Annotated in this window: 14 protein-coding genes and 1 pseudogene; 6 read left to right on the top strand and 9 right to left on the bottom strand. The window is 68.6% G+C overall.

The window, feature by feature from the left end; genetic code table 11:
- Positions 1-21: 21 nt before the first annotated feature.
- Positions 22-1,026, bottom strand: a complete 1,005-nt coding sequence (locus F615_RS0107200; RefSeq protein WP_019560504.1) for a porin — start codon at positions 1,024-1,026, stop codon at positions 22-24.
- A gap of 143 nt (positions 1,027-1,169) precedes the next feature.
- Here F615_RS0107200 and F615_RS17920 point away from each other — a divergent pair, with 143 nt between their 5' ends.
- Entirely contained in the window at positions 1,170-1,673 is a 504-nt protein-coding gene (locus tag F615_RS17920; RefSeq protein WP_019560505.1) for a (2Fe-2S)-binding protein, read from the top strand.
- On the top strand, positions 1,670-4,000 hold the full coding sequence (locus tag F615_RS17925) for a xanthine dehydrogenase family protein molybdopterin-binding subunit (protein ID WP_019560506.1): 2,331 nt from the start codon (positions 1,670-1,672) through the stop codon (positions 3,998-4,000). The genes F615_RS17920 and F615_RS17925 overlap by 4 nt, the downstream gene beginning before the upstream one ends.
- On the opposite strand, the gene pyrF is transcribed toward F615_RS17925, so the two are convergent.
- Both pyrF and F615_RS0107220 read right to left on the bottom strand, forming a co-directional pair.
- Entirely contained in the window at positions 3,981-4,820 is an 840-nt protein-coding gene (pyrF, locus tag F615_RS0107215; protein ID WP_019560507.1) for an orotidine-5'-phosphate decarboxylase, read from the bottom strand. The two genes, F615_RS17925 and pyrF, sit on opposite strands and share 20 nt — an antisense overlap.
- Before the next feature lie 21 nt (positions 4,821-4,841).
- Positions 4,842-5,873, bottom strand: coding sequence for a TRAP transporter substrate-binding protein (locus tag F615_RS0107220; RefSeq protein ID WP_019560508.1), 1,032 nt, complete (start codon positions 5,871-5,873; stop codon positions 4,842-4,844).
- Between the two features lie 194 nt (positions 5,874-6,067).
- Here F615_RS0107220 and F615_RS0107225 point away from each other — a divergent pair, with 194 nt between their 5' ends.
- Together F615_RS0107225 and F615_RS0107230 are read left to right on the top strand one after the other, a co-directional pair.
- A complete protein-coding gene (locus F615_RS0107225; RefSeq protein WP_232301048.1) occupies positions 6,068-6,763 on the top strand; it encodes a FadR/GntR family transcriptional regulator in 696 nt (231 codons plus the stop codon).
- Between the two features lie 3 nt (positions 6,764-6,766).
- Positions 6,767-7,948 carry an MFS transporter gene (locus F615_RS0107230; RefSeq protein WP_245558342.1) on the top strand — a complete coding sequence of 394 codons (1,182 nt, stop codon included), beginning with the start codon at positions 6,767-6,769 and terminating at the stop codon, positions 7,946-7,948.
- Positions 7,949-7,957: 9 nt separating this feature from the next.
- On the opposite strand, the gene purB is transcribed toward F615_RS0107230, so the two are convergent.
- Positions 7,958-9,325 carry an adenylosuccinate lyase gene (gene purB / locus F615_RS0107235; protein ID WP_019560510.1) on the bottom strand — a complete coding sequence of 456 codons (1,368 nt, stop codon included), beginning with the start codon at positions 9,323-9,325 and terminating at the stop codon, positions 7,958-7,960.
- A 206-nt stretch (positions 9,326-9,531) separates the two neighbouring features.
- Between purB and F615_RS0107240 the strand changes: the two genes are divergently transcribed.
- Positions 9,532-10,152, top strand: a complete 621-nt coding sequence (locus F615_RS0107240) for a glutathione S-transferase family protein (protein ID WP_019560511.1) — start codon at positions 9,532-9,534, stop codon at positions 10,150-10,152.
- Positions 10,153-10,189: 37 nt separating this feature from the next.
- On the opposite strand, the gene F615_RS0107245 is transcribed toward F615_RS0107240, so the two are convergent.
- Both F615_RS0107245 and F615_RS0107250 read right to left on the bottom strand, forming a co-directional pair.
- Positions 10,190-12,106: a sensor histidine kinase gene (locus tag F615_RS0107245; protein ID WP_019560512.1), complete on the bottom strand. Its 1,917-nt coding sequence runs from the start codon at positions 12,104-12,106 to the stop codon at positions 10,190-10,192.
- 3 nt (positions 12,107-12,109) lie between these two features.
- The gene (locus tag F615_RS0107250; RefSeq protein WP_019560513.1) at positions 12,110-12,760 is read right to left on the bottom strand and encodes a response regulator transcription factor; all 651 of its coding nucleotides are present in this window, start codon (positions 12,758-12,760) and stop codon (positions 12,110-12,112) included.
- A 100-nt stretch (positions 12,761-12,860) separates the two neighbouring features.
- Between F615_RS0107250 and F615_RS17930 the strand changes: the two genes are divergently transcribed.
- The gene (locus tag F615_RS17930; protein WP_019560514.1) at positions 12,861-13,613 is read left to right on the top strand and encodes a UPF0149 family protein; all 753 of its coding nucleotides are present in this window, start codon (positions 12,861-12,863) and stop codon (positions 13,611-13,613) included.
- Positions 13,614-13,617: 4 nt separating this feature from the next.
- Here the strand turns inward: F615_RS17930 and F615_RS17935 are convergent, their stop codons facing one another.
- The 3 genes and pseudogenes from F615_RS17935 to F615_RS19860 form a co-directional block, all read right to left on the bottom strand.
- Positions 13,618-14,712 carry a tetratricopeptide repeat protein gene (locus F615_RS17935; RefSeq protein WP_019560515.1) on the bottom strand — a complete coding sequence of 365 codons (1,095 nt, stop codon included), beginning with the start codon at positions 14,710-14,712 and terminating at the stop codon, positions 13,618-13,620.
- A complete protein-coding gene (gene alaC / locus F615_RS0107265; RefSeq protein ID WP_019560516.1) occupies positions 14,709-15,917 on the bottom strand; it encodes an alanine transaminase in 1,209 nt (402 codons plus the stop codon). Before alaC ends, F615_RS17935 begins: the two co-directional genes overlap by 4 nt.
- 416 nt (positions 15,918-16,333) lie before the next feature.
- A pseudogene (locus F615_RS19860) lies at positions 16,334-16,483 on the bottom strand (IS5/IS1182 family transposase); the annotation flags it as partial.

Here is a 16,483-nt window from a genome sequence, read left to right on the forward strand (position 1 = left end):
CGCGGCGTCATGCACGACCGCTCAGAACCGATGGCGCAGCCCCACAGCCACGGTGTGGCCGGCCTCGGTGGCGCGGAGCTTGTCCACCATGTACACCGCGTAGACATCGGTGCGCTTGGACAGGAAATGGTCATAGCCCAGGCTGGCCATGCGGCGCTTGGACGGGGCATCCCCGGTGGTCTGGCGCACACCCCAGGACGCCAACAGCGAGCCGGCACCGACCCGGTAGGACAGGCCGAGCTGGTAGATGTCGTCGTCCAGATCGAGCGCGGTGCGCTCCTCGATCCGCCCGTACTGAGCGAACAGCTTGGCCGCCCCCACCGTGTAGCTGGCCCCCAGCTGATACGCCGTTTCTTTGCCAACGGTCAGGCCCTTCTTGACCTGCTGAGCCGCCACGGCCGCGGCCAGCGGCCCGCCGAAGTACAGCACATTGGCTCCGACATTGGCGCCGTTGCCCGATTCCTTCAGCGCATATTGCAGGTTCACCGTGGCAGCACCCAGGAGGCGCGGCGAGGCATAACTGATCGCATCGTTCCAGCCGGAGTCGCCCGCCAGCACGCCGGTGGCGCCGTAATAGCTGCGAATCGACGGCGAAAAGCCGAAAGAGTCGCCAAACGGGTTGAACAGCAAAGTGGCCACGAACATCGGCGTGGCACGACGCCCCAGGTAGACACTGCCGAAGCCCCCACTGACGCCCACGTGAGCATTGCGCGCCCAAAACGTATCGCCACCGAAGCGCGCGGCCTCGCCCGTGTCGGCACGCAGAAAATGATCCAGCGTGAACGTGGCGGCCAGCCCGCCGCCCAAATCCTCCTTGCCGCTGAACCCGATGTAGCTGGTGGTCATGCCGCCCGATTCGATCCGGCCGAGCCGTTGGCCACCGCTGGTTTGATAAGAACCGATGGCCAGATCCAGCAGGCCATACAACTGCACCGACGAGGACTGCGCCAGCGCTGCCCCGGCCCACCCAAGACCGAGCAGCGCCAGGCCGCAGGTGCGCACGATGTGACGGATATGCAATGTCATGATGGAAACTCTCCAGTGGGTCGTCGAAGTTCGGACGGACCGCCTTCATGCAAAAGCCGTACCTGCACCACGATGGAGTTCAAGCTGGTGCACATGAGGCGTCCACACATGTGTATACACTTTTGAATACGGATTGCCCAGCCATGCAACTGCTCATCAATGGCCGCCCGCACGAGGTGCCCGACGAGGCGGTCGATCCCTCGATGCCCCTGTTGTGGGTGCTGCGCGACGTGCTGCACCTGACCGGCACCAAATACGGCTGCGGCATCGCCGCCTGCGGGGCCTGCACCGTGCGCTTGGACGGCCAGGCGGTGCGCTCCTGCGTCACGCCGCTGGCGTCGGTGGCCGGGCGTGCGATCCAGACCATCGAAGGTTTGGGCACGCCGCAGGCCCCGCACCCGCTGCAAGCCGCGTGGATCGCCCACCAGGTGCCGCAATGCGGCTATTGCCAAAGCGGCATGTTGATGGCCGCCGCCGCGCTGCTGGACCGCACGCCCGAGCCCACCGAAGCGCAAATCGATGCGGCCATCAGCAATTTGTGCCGCTGCGGCACCTATCCGCGCGTGCGCGAGGCCATCCGCACCGCGGCGGTGCAAATGCGTCCGGCCCGCACGCCGCGCCAACCGCTGAAGGTGAAATCCGCATGAAGCGCCGACACTTCCTGCTCAGCGCAGCGGCCGTCGGTGGCGCCTTGGTGGTGGGCTGGGGCGCTTGGCCGGTGCGGGACCGTCTCGGCCGGCGTGGCGCCCTCGGCGCCGACGAGCGCGACATCCAGCTCAACGGCTGGATCAAGATCACCCCCGACGGCCAGGTGGTGCTGGCCATGCACCGCAGCGAGATGGGCCAGGGCGTGCACACCGCCTTGCCGATGCTGGTGGCCGAACAGCTCGACATCGGCCTGGAACGCCTGCGGCTGGAGCAAGCCGGTCCGGAGTCGCTGTACGGCAATGTGGCGATGTTCCTCGGGGCCTTGCCCTTCCACCCCGACGAGCGCGAACCCGGCCAAGAAACACGCCTGGTGCGCGCCGGCCGCTGGTTCGTGGCCAAGCTGGCGCGCGAGCTGGGCATCAATGTCACCGGCGGCTCCTCCAGCATTGCCGATGCCTGGGAGGTGCTGCCGCTGGCGGCGGCCACCGCGCGTGCGCAGCTGCTGGGCGCAGCAGCCCTGCAATGGCGGCTGCCGGTCGATGAGCTGCGCATCGCCGACGGCATCATCGAACATCCCTCGGGCCAGCGCGCACACTTCGGCGAGTTCGCGCGCCAGGCCGCGGCCCTGACCGTCAGCGCCCGCAACATCCGCCTCAAGCCGCGCGAACAATGGCGCTTGATCGGCCACCAGCCGCTGCGCACCGATGTGCCGGCCAAAGTGAACGGCTCGGCGGTGTTTGGCCTGGATGTCCGACCCGAGGGCGTGTTGTTCGCGGTGGTGCGCCACTGCCCGATGCTCGGTGGCAGCCCGGGCCGGGTGGATGTGGATGCCGCGCTGCGCCGCCCAGGCGTGCTGCGCGTGGTGCGCTTGCCTGCGCTGGCCGGCTCGACGGCGGCGGTGGCCGTGGTGGCGCGCAGCACCTGGCATGCGATGCAGGCCGCGCGCACGCTGGACGTGCAATGGCATCCCCCGCCACACGACCCGGCCGTGGGCCTGCTGGACACGCAGCGCATCGAGGCCGACCTGGAGCAGGCCGCCCGCCAGGCCCAGGACACCGCCGGCGGGCTGCCCTTCCATCGGCGCGGCGATGTGGATGCGGCCGAAGCGGCGGCCGCGCGCCTGCTCGAAGTCGTCTATCACGCGCCCTATCTGGCCCATGCCACGATGGAGCCGATGAACTGCACCGCCCAGGTGCGCGACGGCCGCGTCACGCTGTGGGCGCCCACCCAAGTGCCCACGTTCGCCCGCGAAGTGGCCGCGCGCGTGGCCGGGGTAGCGCCGGAGGCGGTGGAGCTGCACCTGACCTTGCTGGGGGGCGGCTTCGGGCGGCGCTTGGAGACGGACTACATCGCCCAGGCGGTCCGCATCGCGATGGAGACGGGCGGCCGCCCGGTGCAGCTGGTGTGGCCGCGTGAGGAGGACTTCAGCCACGACTTCTACCGCCCGGCCGGCGTGGCCGTGATGCGGGCGGCACTGGATGCGAGCGGTCGCCCGCAGGCCCTGCGCATGACGGTGGCCGGCGATGCGATCACGCCGCGCTGGATCGCACGGCAGCGTCCGGCCTGGGCCACGCGCTGGGACGCGCCGGACAAAACCGCGGCCGAAGGCTTCTTTGACCTGCCCTACGAAGTGCCGCACCAGCGTATCGCTCATCGAGCCACGCGCAGCGGCGTGCCGATCGGCTACTGGCGCTCGGTGGGCCATTCGCACCACGCGTTTTTCACCGAGTGCTTCATCGATGAGCTGGCCCATGCCGCCGGCCAAGACCCGCTGGCCTTTCGTCTGAGCCTGCTGGCACGGCATCCGCGCCATGCGGAGGTGCTCAAGCTGGCCGCCGACAAGGCCCAGTGGGACCGCCCGCTGCCGGCCGGCCGCGCCCGTGGCCTGGCCCTGCACGAAAGCTTCGGCTCCATCGTCGCCGAAGTGATGGAAATCTCGCAGGAAGCCGGCCGCCCGCGCGTGCACCGCGTGGTCTGCGCGATCGATTGCGGCACCGTGGTGCACCCCGGCATCGTGGCCCAGCAAATGGAAGGCGGGGTGATCTTCGGGCTGAGCGCCGCGCTGTATGGGCGGGTGGACATCCGCGGCGGCGAGGTGCTGCAGAAGAACTTCGACACGGCTCGACTGCTGTCGCTGGCCGAAACCCCCGTGATCGAAACCCACATCGTGCCCAGCCACCGGCCACCGGCCGGCGTGGGCGAACCCGGCACGCCGCCGGCGGCGCCAGCGCTGCTCAACGCCTGGTTTGCATTGACCGGCCAGCGGGTGCGGCGCTTGCCTCTGCTGGCCCAGGCGCCCGAGGCGCTCAGCGCCGCGCCGCGTTGAGCTCGCTGCGCAGGGCCAGTGCCGCGCGCCGGGCGGCACTGGCGAAGTCCGGGCCGCTGCTGGCGTACAGCACGCTGCGGCCGACGTTGACCACCACCAAGCCCGTGATGCGGCCCTCGCTCTCGCGATAGCCGGCTTTCACGGTGGCCGTGGCATCGCCCCCTTGGGCGCCCACGCCGGGAATCAGCAAGGGCACGGTGGGCGCCAACTCGCGCACGCGCGCGATCTCCGCCGGATAAGTGGCCCCCACCACCAAGCCGAGCTGGCCCGTGCGATTCCACGGCCCCTGGGCCAAACGGGCCACATGCTCGTACAGCCGCGGCTGCCCCTCCAGCTCGGCCAGGCGCTGGTTTTGCAAGTCCGCCCCGCCGGCATTGGAGGTGCGGCACAGCAAGATCGCCCCCTTGTCCGGGTAGCGCAAATATGGCTCGATGGAATCGAAGCCCATGAAGGGCGACAGCGTGACCGCATCGGCCCCATAGCGCTCAAAGGCTTCACGGGCGTATTGTTCGGCCGTGGAGCCGATGTCGCCCCGCTTGGCATCCAGGATCACCGGCACCTGCGGGGCCACTTGGCGGATATAGGCCATCAGCCGCTCGAGCTGGTCTTCGGCGCGGTGTGCGGCGAAGTAGGCGATCTGCGGCTTGTAGGCGATCACCAGATCGCGCGTGGCCTCGACGATGGCCGCGCAGAAATCAAAGATGCGCGAGGGCTGGCCGCGCCAGGGCGCGGGGAACTTGGCCACATCGGGGTCCAGCCCCACGCACAAGAGCGAGTCGTTGAGGCGTTCGGCCGCGTGGAGCTGATCGATGAAAGACATGCCCCCGATTGTAAAAGCGCCCTACTTGCCGCCGTACTTGGCCAGCAGGTCGCGCGCGTCTTGCAGCAGCACCTTGCCATTGGCGCCGCGCTTGTCCATGTCGGCCACCCATTCGTCATACAGAGAGGCCGAGGCCGCGATCCAGTGGTCCAGCTCGCTGGCCGGCACGGTATAGAACGTGTTGCCCCGATCGACGGCGGCCTTGCGCCCGGCGGCCTTGCTGTCGTCCCAGATCTGACCGATCTGCTTGGACAGTGCCAAGCCGCTGTTGCGATCGATCACGGCCTTCAGCTCGGGGCTCAGGCTGTCGTATTTCGCCTGGTTCATGCCGAAGATGAACACCGCCGAATACAGCGCCGGCTTGGCCGCATCGGTCTCGGAGTGGAACTTCACCATCTCGTGCAGGCGCAACGAGGGCATCACTTCCCAAGGCAGCAAGAAGCCATCGATCACGCCCTTGCTCACCGCTTCGGGAATGGCCGGCAGCGGCATGCCCACCGGCGTGGCGCCCAGCTTGCTCAGCAGCTTGTTGGTCTGCCGCGTGGGCGCGCGCATCTTCAGGCCCTTGAAGTCGGCCAGCGTGCGCACCGGTCGCTCGCGGGTGTGCACATAGCCCTGGTCATGCACCCACACGGCCAGAATCTTGGTGCCGGGGAATTCCTTCAGCGCATGCTTTTGCAGATAGTCCCAGGCCGCTTGCGCGCCGGACTCGGCCGAACGCGTCATGAAAGGCAGCTCGAACACCTCCATCATCGGAAAACGCCCGGCGGTATAGCCCGGCAGGGTGATGATCAAATCAGCCACGCCATCGCGCACCTGGTCCACCAGTTGCGGCGGCGTGCCGCCCAGGGACATGGCCGGGAAGATCTGGCACTTCAAGCGGTTGTTCGAATCCGCCGCGATCTTGTCGCACCACGGCGTGATCACGCGCTGCGAGGCCATGGCCTGGGTGTTCCAGATGTGGTGGAACTTCAGCGTCACTTCCTGGGCCGAGGCGCCGAGCGCGACCATCCAGGCCAGCGCGCTCAGGCCCCAACGTATCGCTCGTTTCATGGGGCGTCTCCGTCGAGAGGAATGAAAGGGAAGCCTTCATCCTAGGCAGCGGCCCCGGCGGCCACACTGGGACAAACCGGGAGAACCGGCCACATCGGTGCGACCAGCGCCCGCGCCAGGCTGCTGCAAAGGGACTCGCAGCGGCCTACAATCATCCGACGATTTTGCCTGCGCCTGCCGTGGATACGCCCACCTTGCCTCGACGCTCCCTCGTGGACGTGGCCGTTGATGCGATGCGCCAACGGCTCGAACGCGGCGTCTGGCGCGTGGGCGAACGCATCCCGATCGAGCCGGAGCTGGCCGCCGAGTTGGGCATGAGCCGCAACACCGTGCGCGAAGCGGTGCGGGTGCTGGCCTACAGCGGGTTGCTGGAAGTGCGCCAAGGCGACGGCACCTATGTGCGCTCGGCGGTGGACACCACCGACATGGCGCATGGCCTGAGCGGCGCGTCCTTGCGCGAGCATCTGGAAGTGCGCGCGATGCTGGAGGTGGAAGCCGCCCGGCTGGCCGCTCAGCGCCGCACCCCCGAGGACTTGGAGCGCATCTTCGCGGCCCTGGCATTGCGCGGCGAACGCCCCGACCGGCGGCGCCGCGAGGTCTTCATCGAGCATGACCTGGCCTTCCACCGGGCCATCGTCGATGCCGCGCACAACCCGGCCCTGGCCAAGCTCTATGGCTTCTTCTCGCGTGCCGTGCGGGCCACGCTCAAGGGCATGATGTCTCGGCCCGATCTGCCCGAGCCCGATTACGCCGCCCATGTGGCCGTGGCCGAAGCCGTCGCCCAGCGCGACCCCGAAGGCGCGGCCCGCGCTGCTCGCGAACTGCTGCAGCCCATTCTCGACGCGCTCGACCCGCTGCCGCCTGCGCCGCCCCCATCCACGCAACGCTGAGCCTTGTCCGCACCAACCCGTCCCGCCGCGTCCCTGGGCCTGCTGATCGCCGGGCTCGTGCTCGTCAGCCTCAATCTGCGCCCGGCGCTGTCCAGCGTCTCGCCAGTGCTGGCCTGGATTCAGGCCAGCCTGGGCCTGTCGGCCACCGCCGCGGGCCTGCTGACCACGTTGCCCGTGCTGTGCCTGGGTCTGTTCGCGCCGCTGGCTCCTCGCCTGGCTGGCCGCTGGGGCAGTGAGCGCACCGTCTTCGTCGTGCTGCTGGTGCTGGCCGCCGGCACGGCCTTGCGGGCCGTGCTGGGCGCCGGCGGGCTGTTCCTCGGCGCTTTGCTGGCCGGGGCCTCCATCGGCATCATCGGCGTGCTGTTGCCCAGCCTGATCAAACGCGATTTCCCGCAGCACATCGGCCCCATGATGGGGCTGTACACCATGGCACTGTGTCTGGGGGCGGCCCTGGCCGCCGGGGCGACGGTGCCGCTCATGCAGGCCTTTGGCGGCAGCTGGCGCGCCGCGCTGGCCGCCTGGGCCGTGCTCGCGCTGATTGCCGCGGCGCTGTGGTGGCCTCAGGTGCGCCAGCCGGCCGGTGCCGCCCCGGCACCGCCGGGCGCGCCGCTGTGGGGCGACCGGCTGGCCTGGGCCGTCACGCTGTACATGGGGCTGCAATCGGCCCTGGCCTATTGTGTGTTCGGCTGGCTGGCCCCCCTCCTGAGCGCCCGCGGCGTGGAGCCCCTGCACGCGGGCCTAGTGGTCTCGGTGTCGGTGCTGGTGCAACTGCTGACCGCCTTCACCGGGCCCTGGCTGGCCATGCGTTGGGGCACCGATCAGCGCCCCACGCTGCTGCTGATGCTGGGGCTGGCGCTGGCCGGCTGGTGGGGCTGTGTGGCCGGCCCGCTGGACGGCCTGTGGCTGTGGGCCGTGCTCCAGGGCCTGGGGCAGGGCGGGCAGTTCAGCGTGGCGCTGCTGCTCATCGTGCTGCGCTCGCCCGATGCCCCCACGGCGGCCAGGCTGTCGGGCATGTCCCAGGGCGTGGGCTACGGCCTGGCCGCGCTGGGCCCCTTGGCCCTGGGCTTCAGCCACGACCTGCTGGGCGATTGGTCGGCCGCTGGGCCACTGTTCACGGCCATCACGCTGGGCGCGGCCGCAGCCGGATGGTTCGCCGCCCAGCACCGCTGGGTCAGCGCCCGCTGAGCCCGCGCCTCAGATGCGTCGGGCCAACGCCTCGGCCAAGCCGGTGTAGTTCGCCGGCGTCATCGCCAGCAGCCGGTCTTTTTCGGCCTGCGGCAACTCCAGCGTCTGGATGAACTGCTGGATGGCCTCGCGCGTGATGGTCTTGCCGCGAGTGAGTTCCTTGAGTCGCTCGTAGGGCTGGGGCAGGCCGTAGCGACGCATCACCGTCTGGATCGGCTCGGCCAGCACTTCCCAGGCGGCCTCGAGGTCGGCTGCCAAAGCCTCGCGGTGGACCTCCAGCTTGCCCAGGCCGCGCGTCAGCGCGTCATAGCCCAGCACCGCATAGCCCAGGGCCACGCCCATGTTGCGCAGCACGGTCGAATCGGTCAGGTCGCGCTGCCAGCGGCTGATGGGCAGCTTCTGGCTCAGGTGCGTGAGCACCGCATTGGCCAAGCCGAAGTTGCCTTCGGCATTCTCGAAGTCGATCGGGTTGACCTTGTGCGGCATGGTCGACGAGCCGATTTCGCCTGCGCGGGTCTTCTGCTTGAAGTAGCCCAAGCTGATGTAGCCCCACACATCGCGTGACCAGTCGATCAAGATGGTGTTGGCCCGCGCCACGGCATCGAAGAGCTCGGCCATGTAGTCGTGCGGCTCGATCTGGATGGTGTAGGGGTTGAACACCAGCCCGAGGCGCTGCTCGACCACCTGGCGGCTGAAAGCCTCCCAATCGTGCTCTGGATAGGCCGCCAAGTGCGCGTTGTAGTTGCCCACCGCCCCGTTCATCTTGGCCAAGAGCTTGACCTGGGCGATGCGCTCGCGCGCAGCGCGCAGGCGCGCCACCACGTTGGCCACCTCCTTGCCCACCGTGGTGGGGCTGGCCGTCTGGCCGTGGGTGCGGCTGAGCATGGGCACGTCGGCCAAGCCATGGGCCAGCTCGCGCAAGCTGGCGATGACCCCGTCGAGCGCCGGCAACAGCACCTGCTGCCGGGCGGCCTGCAACATCAGCGCATGACTGGTGTTGTTGATGTCTTCGCTGGTGCAGGCGAAATGCACGAATTCGCTGGCGGCTTGCAGCTCGGGATGGCCTTCGAAGCGCGACTTGAGCCAGTACTCGACCGCCTTCACATCGTGATTGGTGGTCTTTTCGATGTCTTTGATGGCCTGGGCATCGGCCACCGAAAAGCCGCTGACCAGGGCTCGCAGGTAGGCGCGGGCCGCATCGCTCAACGGCTTGAACTCGGCCCAGCCCGCGTCCGACAGCGCGATGAACCACTCGACTTCGACCTGCACGCGGCGGTGCATCAGGCCGAACTCGCTGAGCAGCGGCCGCAGCGCGGCGACCTTGGCGGCATAGCGGCCATCGAGCGGCGACAGGGCAGTCAGGGCAAAGAGGTCCATGGCAGGCAGGCCGAAGAGGCAGGTCGAGGCAAACCCTTGATTTTAGGCGCCGCGTGCAGGGGCTGCGGCCGCAGCGCTCGCCGGCCTTGCGCCCAGGGGTCTTGCGAAGCGGCCCAGCGCCTCCCTGTTCGAGGGGGCGCGTCAGCCCACGCCCTCCAGGCGCGCTCGCTAGAATCGCTTGCCAAACACGTCTGACAAGCCCCCCTATGAAACTGATCGGATCGCTGACCAGCCCCTACGTGCGCAAAGTGCGCATCGTGATGGCCGAAAAAAAGCTCGACTATCGCCTGGAACTGGAAGACGTCTGGTCGGCCGACACCCGTATCTCGGCCTCCAACCCTCTGGGCAAGGTGCCTTGCCTGGTGATGGAAGGCGGTGAGGCCGTGTTCGATTCGCGCGTCATCGTCGAATACGTGGACACGCTGTCCCCCGTGGGCCGCTTGATCCCGGCCTCGGGCCGCGAGCGGGTGGAGGTACGCACCTGGGAAGCGCTGGCCGACGGCTTGCTCGACGCCAGCATCGCGGTGCGGTTGGAGCAAACCTGGCCCGGCCGCACCGAGGCGCAACGCAGTCAAGCCTGGATCGATCGCCATCTGGCCAAAGTCCACGCCGCCTTGAAAGCCATGAGCCTGGGCTTGGGTGAGAAGGCCTGGTGCAGCGGCAACCATTTCTCCCTGGCCGACATCGCCACCGGTGTGGCCCTGGGCTATCTCGAGTTCCGCTTCCCCCACATCGACTGGCGAGAGCCTTACCCCAACCTCGCGCGTCTGTACGACAAGCTGGCCCAGCGCCAGAGCTTCATCGACACCGCCCCGCCGACAACCTGAACGCGTGCGCCGCGGGGCCGCACCCCCAGCGCGGTTCTCAGGCCGCCCCCGACAGGCTGGGCCGCGACGACTGGGCCGCCTCGGCGGCCCCAGGCAGCGGGAAACGCAAGTCCACCTGCCAGCCGTTCGGATGGGGCCCCACCTCCAGATGACCACCGAGCAGGGCGGCTCGCTGCTGCATGTTGGCCATGCCCCGCTTGCCGCCTTGCAAACTCAAGAGGCTGGGCGACTGGCCCTCGGCGCGTTGGCTGAGGCCGTTGTCGAGCACGGTCAGACGCAGCTGCTCGCCCTGGCGCGTCAGGGTCAACCACACCACCGTGGCCTGGGCATGCTTGATGACATTGGTGAACGCCTCGCGCACGATGCGCAGCACCTGCAAGGTGTGGCCGGCCGGCAGGTGGGCATCCATGGCCTGGTCTTGCACGTCCCACACCAATCGGATGCCGGCAGCGCGCAACGAGGGCTCCAAGCGGAAACGCATCTCCGCCAAGGCCTCGCCCAAGCTGTGCTGCTCGGCCTCTAGGGAATCCAGCGTCAAACGCAATTCGGTCAGGCAATCGTCCAGGGCCATGCGCAAGTCCCGCAGGGTCGCGTCAGCGTCGGGCGGCGCCGGCAGCTGGCGCGCCAGCGCGATGGCACTGACCAGCCGGCCCCCCAAGCCGTCGTGCATGTCGCGCAACAGCCGGTCGCGTTCGGCCATCACGGCTTGCTGACGGTCCGATTCGCGGCGCTCTTGGTAGATGCGCTCGAGCTCCTCCTGCTTGGCCTGCAGCGCGGCTTGCAAGTGCCGGTTGAGTTCTCGCTGCGCCGACAGGCTGCGTGCATAGTCTTCGACCAGATGCCACACCATCACCAGGATCAAGGCCAAGACGGCATAGCGTGTCCAGGTGTAAGCCTCGTAGTCTTGCCACAACCGAAACACGATCCAATCGCGCGCCCCGCAGAAGGCCCCGATGACCACGGCCGCCAGCATCAGCCAGGTGGGGTAAGTGCGCCGCTGGAGAGCCAAACGCGCCAAGATCACCGCGGTCCAAAGCGTCACCACCAGGGTCAGCAAGAGCTGGATCGTGCGCAGCAGCGGCAGGTTCAAGGCCGCATTGGCCAAAGACAGCCCGGCGGCCACTGCCACGAACAGCGCGAAGCCGCGCCGCGCCCAGGGCCCATCGCTTTGCCCCAGTCTCAGCAAGAACAAGCCCATGCAGGCGACGAACAAGGAATACGACAGCTCGAAGGCCCAGTGCAACAGCCCCGCCCAAGCCCCCGGATCGTGCACATGCAAGGCGATGACACGCCATGCCCAGATCAAATTGCCCAGACCGAACCAGGCGTACACCGCCTGCCGCGTGCGCCACGCCAGCAACAAGGCCAAGACGCCCAGCGTCGCGCTGGTGCTGCTGAGGACCCACGATCCGCGCACCTGCCAGTCCATGGCCCACTCGTACATCGGCTCCAACGCCGTCGCCGGCCCCACCCAGACGCTGGACAGGCCGGCCTCTCGGCGCGGCTGGCCGATCACGTCGATCACGAGTTCGTTGTCTTGGGGGCGCACCAGGTGGGGCGGCAGTCGAAGCAGATGGGGCTCCTGGCCGTAGTTGGACACGGGCCGCCGGTCCTCGCCCACCGACAGCACCAACTCCCCGTTGAAGGTCACGCGAAAGACATTGCCCACCCGTCGCAGGAAAACTGCCGGCTGATCGCCAGCCAAGGCCGCCGACGGCACGGCCAGGCGGTAGCTTACGCGGCCGTCGCGGCGCGGCGCGGAATGCTCCCAGGCATCGGGCAAGGTCACCGGTCGGGCAGGCTGCGCAGGTTGGGTGTGATCGGTCAGCTCGGCATGAATGAGCCGGTGGACCGAAGCCGGTGCGGACCCACGGGCCAGACCCAGCAGCATCGCGGCCAGGATCAGCACCCATGGCAACCCACCGCGAGCCGCGCGGCGCAGTCGTACCGTCATGGATCAACCGGCCAGGCCCAAGGCCGTGCGTTGTCCCACCTGCAGCTTGGCATAGACGGCGCGCACGAGGGTGGCCACCGTGTGCGCCGACATCATCAAGCGCTCACCCACTTCCTCGGCCAAATAGCCCTGCGCCACCAGCCGCAACACGGCATGCTCCGGCGCGGTCAGCTGCAATTCATCCGACGGCGGTGCTGCCGCGCCATCGAAGCCCGAGGGCGTGGGCTCGGCGTGACCGAAGCGCTTGAGCAAGTAGCGGGCGATCGCCGGCGAAATCGGCGACTCGCCGTCGGCCGCGCGGCGCACGGCATGGATCAGATCGCGGTCGGAACAGCCTTTGAGGAAGTAACCATCGGCACCCGATTCGATCGCATGGATCACCTTGGCCTCGTCGCCAAACACCGAATACACCAGGATGTGCGGGCGCCACGGGCCGGCCGACTGGCTGATCTCGCGGATCAGCTCGGTGCCGTCTCCATCGGGCAAGCCCAGATCGGACAGCAGCACGTGCGGGCAACGTCGCGGCAGCTCCTCGCGGGCCACCGACAGGCGGTCGGCGTGACCAACGCAATCGATGCCTTCGGCCTGGGCGAGGGCCTCGAGCACATGCCGCGCAAGCAAAGGGTCATCCTCGACCAGGTAGACGGTGAGCACGGGGGTCGAAATCGCAAGGGCAGTGTCACGGGATGGTACTGAAGGGGGCGCGCCCGCGGCAGCCCCGCACTTGGGGGGCCACAGCTGCGACAATTCGGCCATGCCCACCACTGCCCCCGCGCCTTTGACCGAAGCCGAGCTCGATCGGCTGGAACACCTGCTCAACGCACTGGCCGAGCACGACGAGGCCGTGCCCGATCTGGAGCAGCTCGACGGCTTCCTCGCCGCGCTGGCCTGCGGACCGCAGCACAGGCCTCTGGACGACGCGCTGCCCGCGCTGCTGGGACCGCAGCCGCCCTTTGCCGATGAAGCCCAGCGTGAGGAGTTTCTTGCTCTGGTGCGTCGGCGCGCTGCCGAGGTGCTGCGCGCGGTCGATGCCCCGGTGCAGCGCCTGGACGACGAACGCGCCTTGAGCCCGCTGTTGACCGACTGGGATACCGTGCGCGAGCACACGCCCGAGGCCGAACGCGGCACCCCGCAAGACTGGCCGCGCCTGGGGGCGGTGTGGGCCGGCGGCTTTCTGCAATGCGTGGACGCCTTCGAGGACGATTGGCTGCTGCCGGCCGACGACCCGGGCAACGAATTCGTCGATGGCTGCCTGCAGCTGTTCGAGATCCTGGCCAGCGACGAGGCCGACATGCCCCCCGAGGCCCGCGCGATGAGCCCCGACGAGCGCCTGGCCGACGCCTTGTGGGCCGTCTATGACCTGCGTGACTTCTGGCGCGAGCGCGCCTCACGCCAACCGGTGGCCACGGTGCGCAAGCCTGCGCAGCCGGGCCGCAACGCCCCCTGTCCTTGCGGCAGCGGCAAGAAGTACAAGAAGTGCCACGGGGCCCCGGGCCGGGGCGCTTGAAGCCTCAGGCCGGCCGCCGCAGCCACACCAGCCAGCCCGGCACCGGCTGGCGCTGATCTTCGCGCAAGGCCTGCGGCTGCAGGTCGGTCACCTCGAAGCCGTGCTGGGCGGCCAGCCGCTTCACGTAGCCCGAGGCATGGCCATAGGTGAGGCTGGGACGCAGCGTGAAGTCGCGTGTCTCGTCGCCTTGCTCGGCGGAAAAGGCGAACACGCCTCCAGGCTCGAGCACGCGCCGCACGCCAGCGAACACGCCGGCGAGGTCGCCGATGTAGATGAAGACATCGGCCGCCACGACGAGGTCGTAGCGGCGCTCGGTGGTCTGCAAATGGCTCACCAAGTCGGACTGGGTCAGCTCGCGGTACAGGCCGCGCTCGCGCGCCTTGGCCACCATGCGTTCGGACAGATCCACCGCATCGACCGCGCCGGCCAGCGCCGCCAGGCGCGGCGCGCACAGGCCAGTGCCGCACCCCAGGTCCAGCGCTTGGCCGAAGCGCTGCCCGGACAAGGGGGCGAGCAGACGCTGCGGCACGTCATAGTGCAGCACCTCGACCAGGTGCTGGTCGAAGTCTTCGGCATAGTCGTCGAACAGGCTTTGCACATAGCCGGTGGGCGCCGCCGGCGGCGGGGCCGAGCGGGCCGCCACCGCGGCCAGGAAGAAGCGCGTGGTCTCGGAGTCATCACCCAGGCGCACCGCGCGCTCGAACGCATCGGCCGCCTCCTCCAGCTGTCCGGCCAAGCGCAAGAGACTGCCGCGCCGGCTCCAGGCCAGCGCCTGGTGGGGGTCGATGGCCAGGCAGCGCTCATAATCGGCCAGCGCCTCGTCATGGCGGTCCAGCTGCAGCAGCACCTCGGCGCGGCACAGCCAGGATTCGGCGGCTTCGGGCTGCACACGCACCAGCTGGTCGAAGCATTGCAAGGCCGCCTCCAGCCGACCCAGCCGGCGGCGCACCACGCCCAGATTGCTCAACGTGGAGGCGCGGCCCGGCACGAGCGCCAGCGAGTCGCTGAAAGCCTGTTCGGCCTGGACCAGCCGGCCGGCCTGCAGATGGGCCAGCCCGTCGAAGAACAGCGCCTTGGCGCGTTCGAACACGTCGCTCATGTCGCGCTCAATCCATCGGCCTTGAACATGGCCTTGATGCCGCGCACCGCCTGGCGGATGCGCGCTTCGTTTTCGATGAGGGCAAAGCGCACATGGTCGTCGCCATGGTCGCCAAAACCGATGCCCGGCGAGACGCAGACCTTGGCGCGCGCCAGCAGCTGTTTGGAAAACTCCAGCGAGCCCAAGGCCCGATAGGGCTCGGGAATGCGCGCCCAGATGTACATCGAGGCCTTGGGGGTGTCCACCGACCAGCCGGCTTCACGCAGGCCCTTGACCAGCACGTCGCGGCGGCGCTGGTATTGGGCCGCGATGTCTTTGACGCACTGCTGGTCGCCTTCCAAGGCGGCAATGGCGGCCACCTGCACCGGCGTGAAGCTGCCATAGTCGTGGTAGCTCTTGATGCGCGCCAGCGCGGCCACCAGGTCGGCATTGCCCACCATGAAGCCCACACGCCAGCCGGCCATGTTGTAGCTCTTGCTCAGCGTGAAGAACTCCACCGCCACGTCCTTGGCGCCGCGAACCTGCAAGATGGACGGCGCCTTCCAGCCGTCGAAAACGATGTCGGCATAGGCCAGGTCATGCACCACGAGCATGTCGTGCTTCTTGGCCAGCGCGATCACGCGCTCGAAGAAATCCAGCTCCACGCAGTGGGCCGTGGGGTTGCTCGGAAAACCCAGCACCATCATCTTGGGCTTGGGGTAGCTGCCGCGGATGGCGCGTTCCAGCTCGGCAAAGAAGTCCACGCCCGGCACCAGCGGCACCGAGCGGATGTCGGCGCCGGCGATCACCGCGCCGTAGATGTGGATGGGATAGCTCGGGTCGGGCACGAGCACGGTGTCGCCACGGTCCAGCGTGGCCAGCATCAGGTGAGCCAGCCCCTCCTTGGAGCCGATGGTGACGATGGCCTCGCGCTCCGGGTCGACCTCCACGCCATAGCGGCCCTGGTACCAATGCGCAATGGCGCGGCGCAAGCGAGGAATGCCCTTGGAAGACGAGTAGCCATGCGTGTCGGGCCGCTGGGCCACCTCGGCCAGCTTGGCCACGATGTGCGCCGGCGTGGCCCCATCGGGGTTGCCCATGCTCATGTCGATGATGTCCTCGCCGCGGCGGCGGGCGGCCAGCTTGAGCTCGGCCGTGATGTTGAAGACGTAGGGAGGCAGGCGGTCGATGCGCGCGAAGCGGCGCTGACCTGGCAGGCTGGTCATGAGAAGACTTTCAACGTGAGCGCCCGGAACCGTCCGAGCGACGTGACCGCGCCCGATGCGCGGCTGGGTCGCATCGTAGCACCGCGTCGGGCTGCACCTGCAATGCACTATTGCGCCAATCGAAATGATCGCCCCGAGCGCCCCCTGCACGACACCCCCAGCGGCCCGACAACCCCGATCAATCCTGGCCATTCGCCCGATCGGCCACGCTGCACGCCAGGCCGCACACCGCTGTCGCTTTCTTGACAAACCCGGGCTTGACTCCGGGGTTTTTACCTAGGGAAACGCTGATCAAGCCCCGCGCCGCGGCGAGATTGTCCTGCGCGGGGCGAAACGGAGCGTTTTTGGCGCGTTCTACGGCCTCGAGGGCCTTACTGGCGGGCCCTTCGGCGCCCGCCCGGGCCATGATGGGCCCATTACGGGCGCACCAATGCCGGCACGCGCCGTGCGGCCATGTACAGGTTGACCATCGCCAGCGCCGTGAAGGCGCGGTTGGCGTTCTTGGCCAGGCCTCGGTAGCGCACCTTGGCAAAGCCCCACAGGCGCTTGAGCACATGAAACGGGTG

The organism is Caldimonas manganoxidans ATCC BAA-369 (assembly GCF_000381125.1).
Taxonomy (GTDB): domain Bacteria; phylum Pseudomonadota; class Gammaproteobacteria; order Burkholderiales; family Burkholderiaceae_C; genus Caldimonas; species Caldimonas manganoxidans.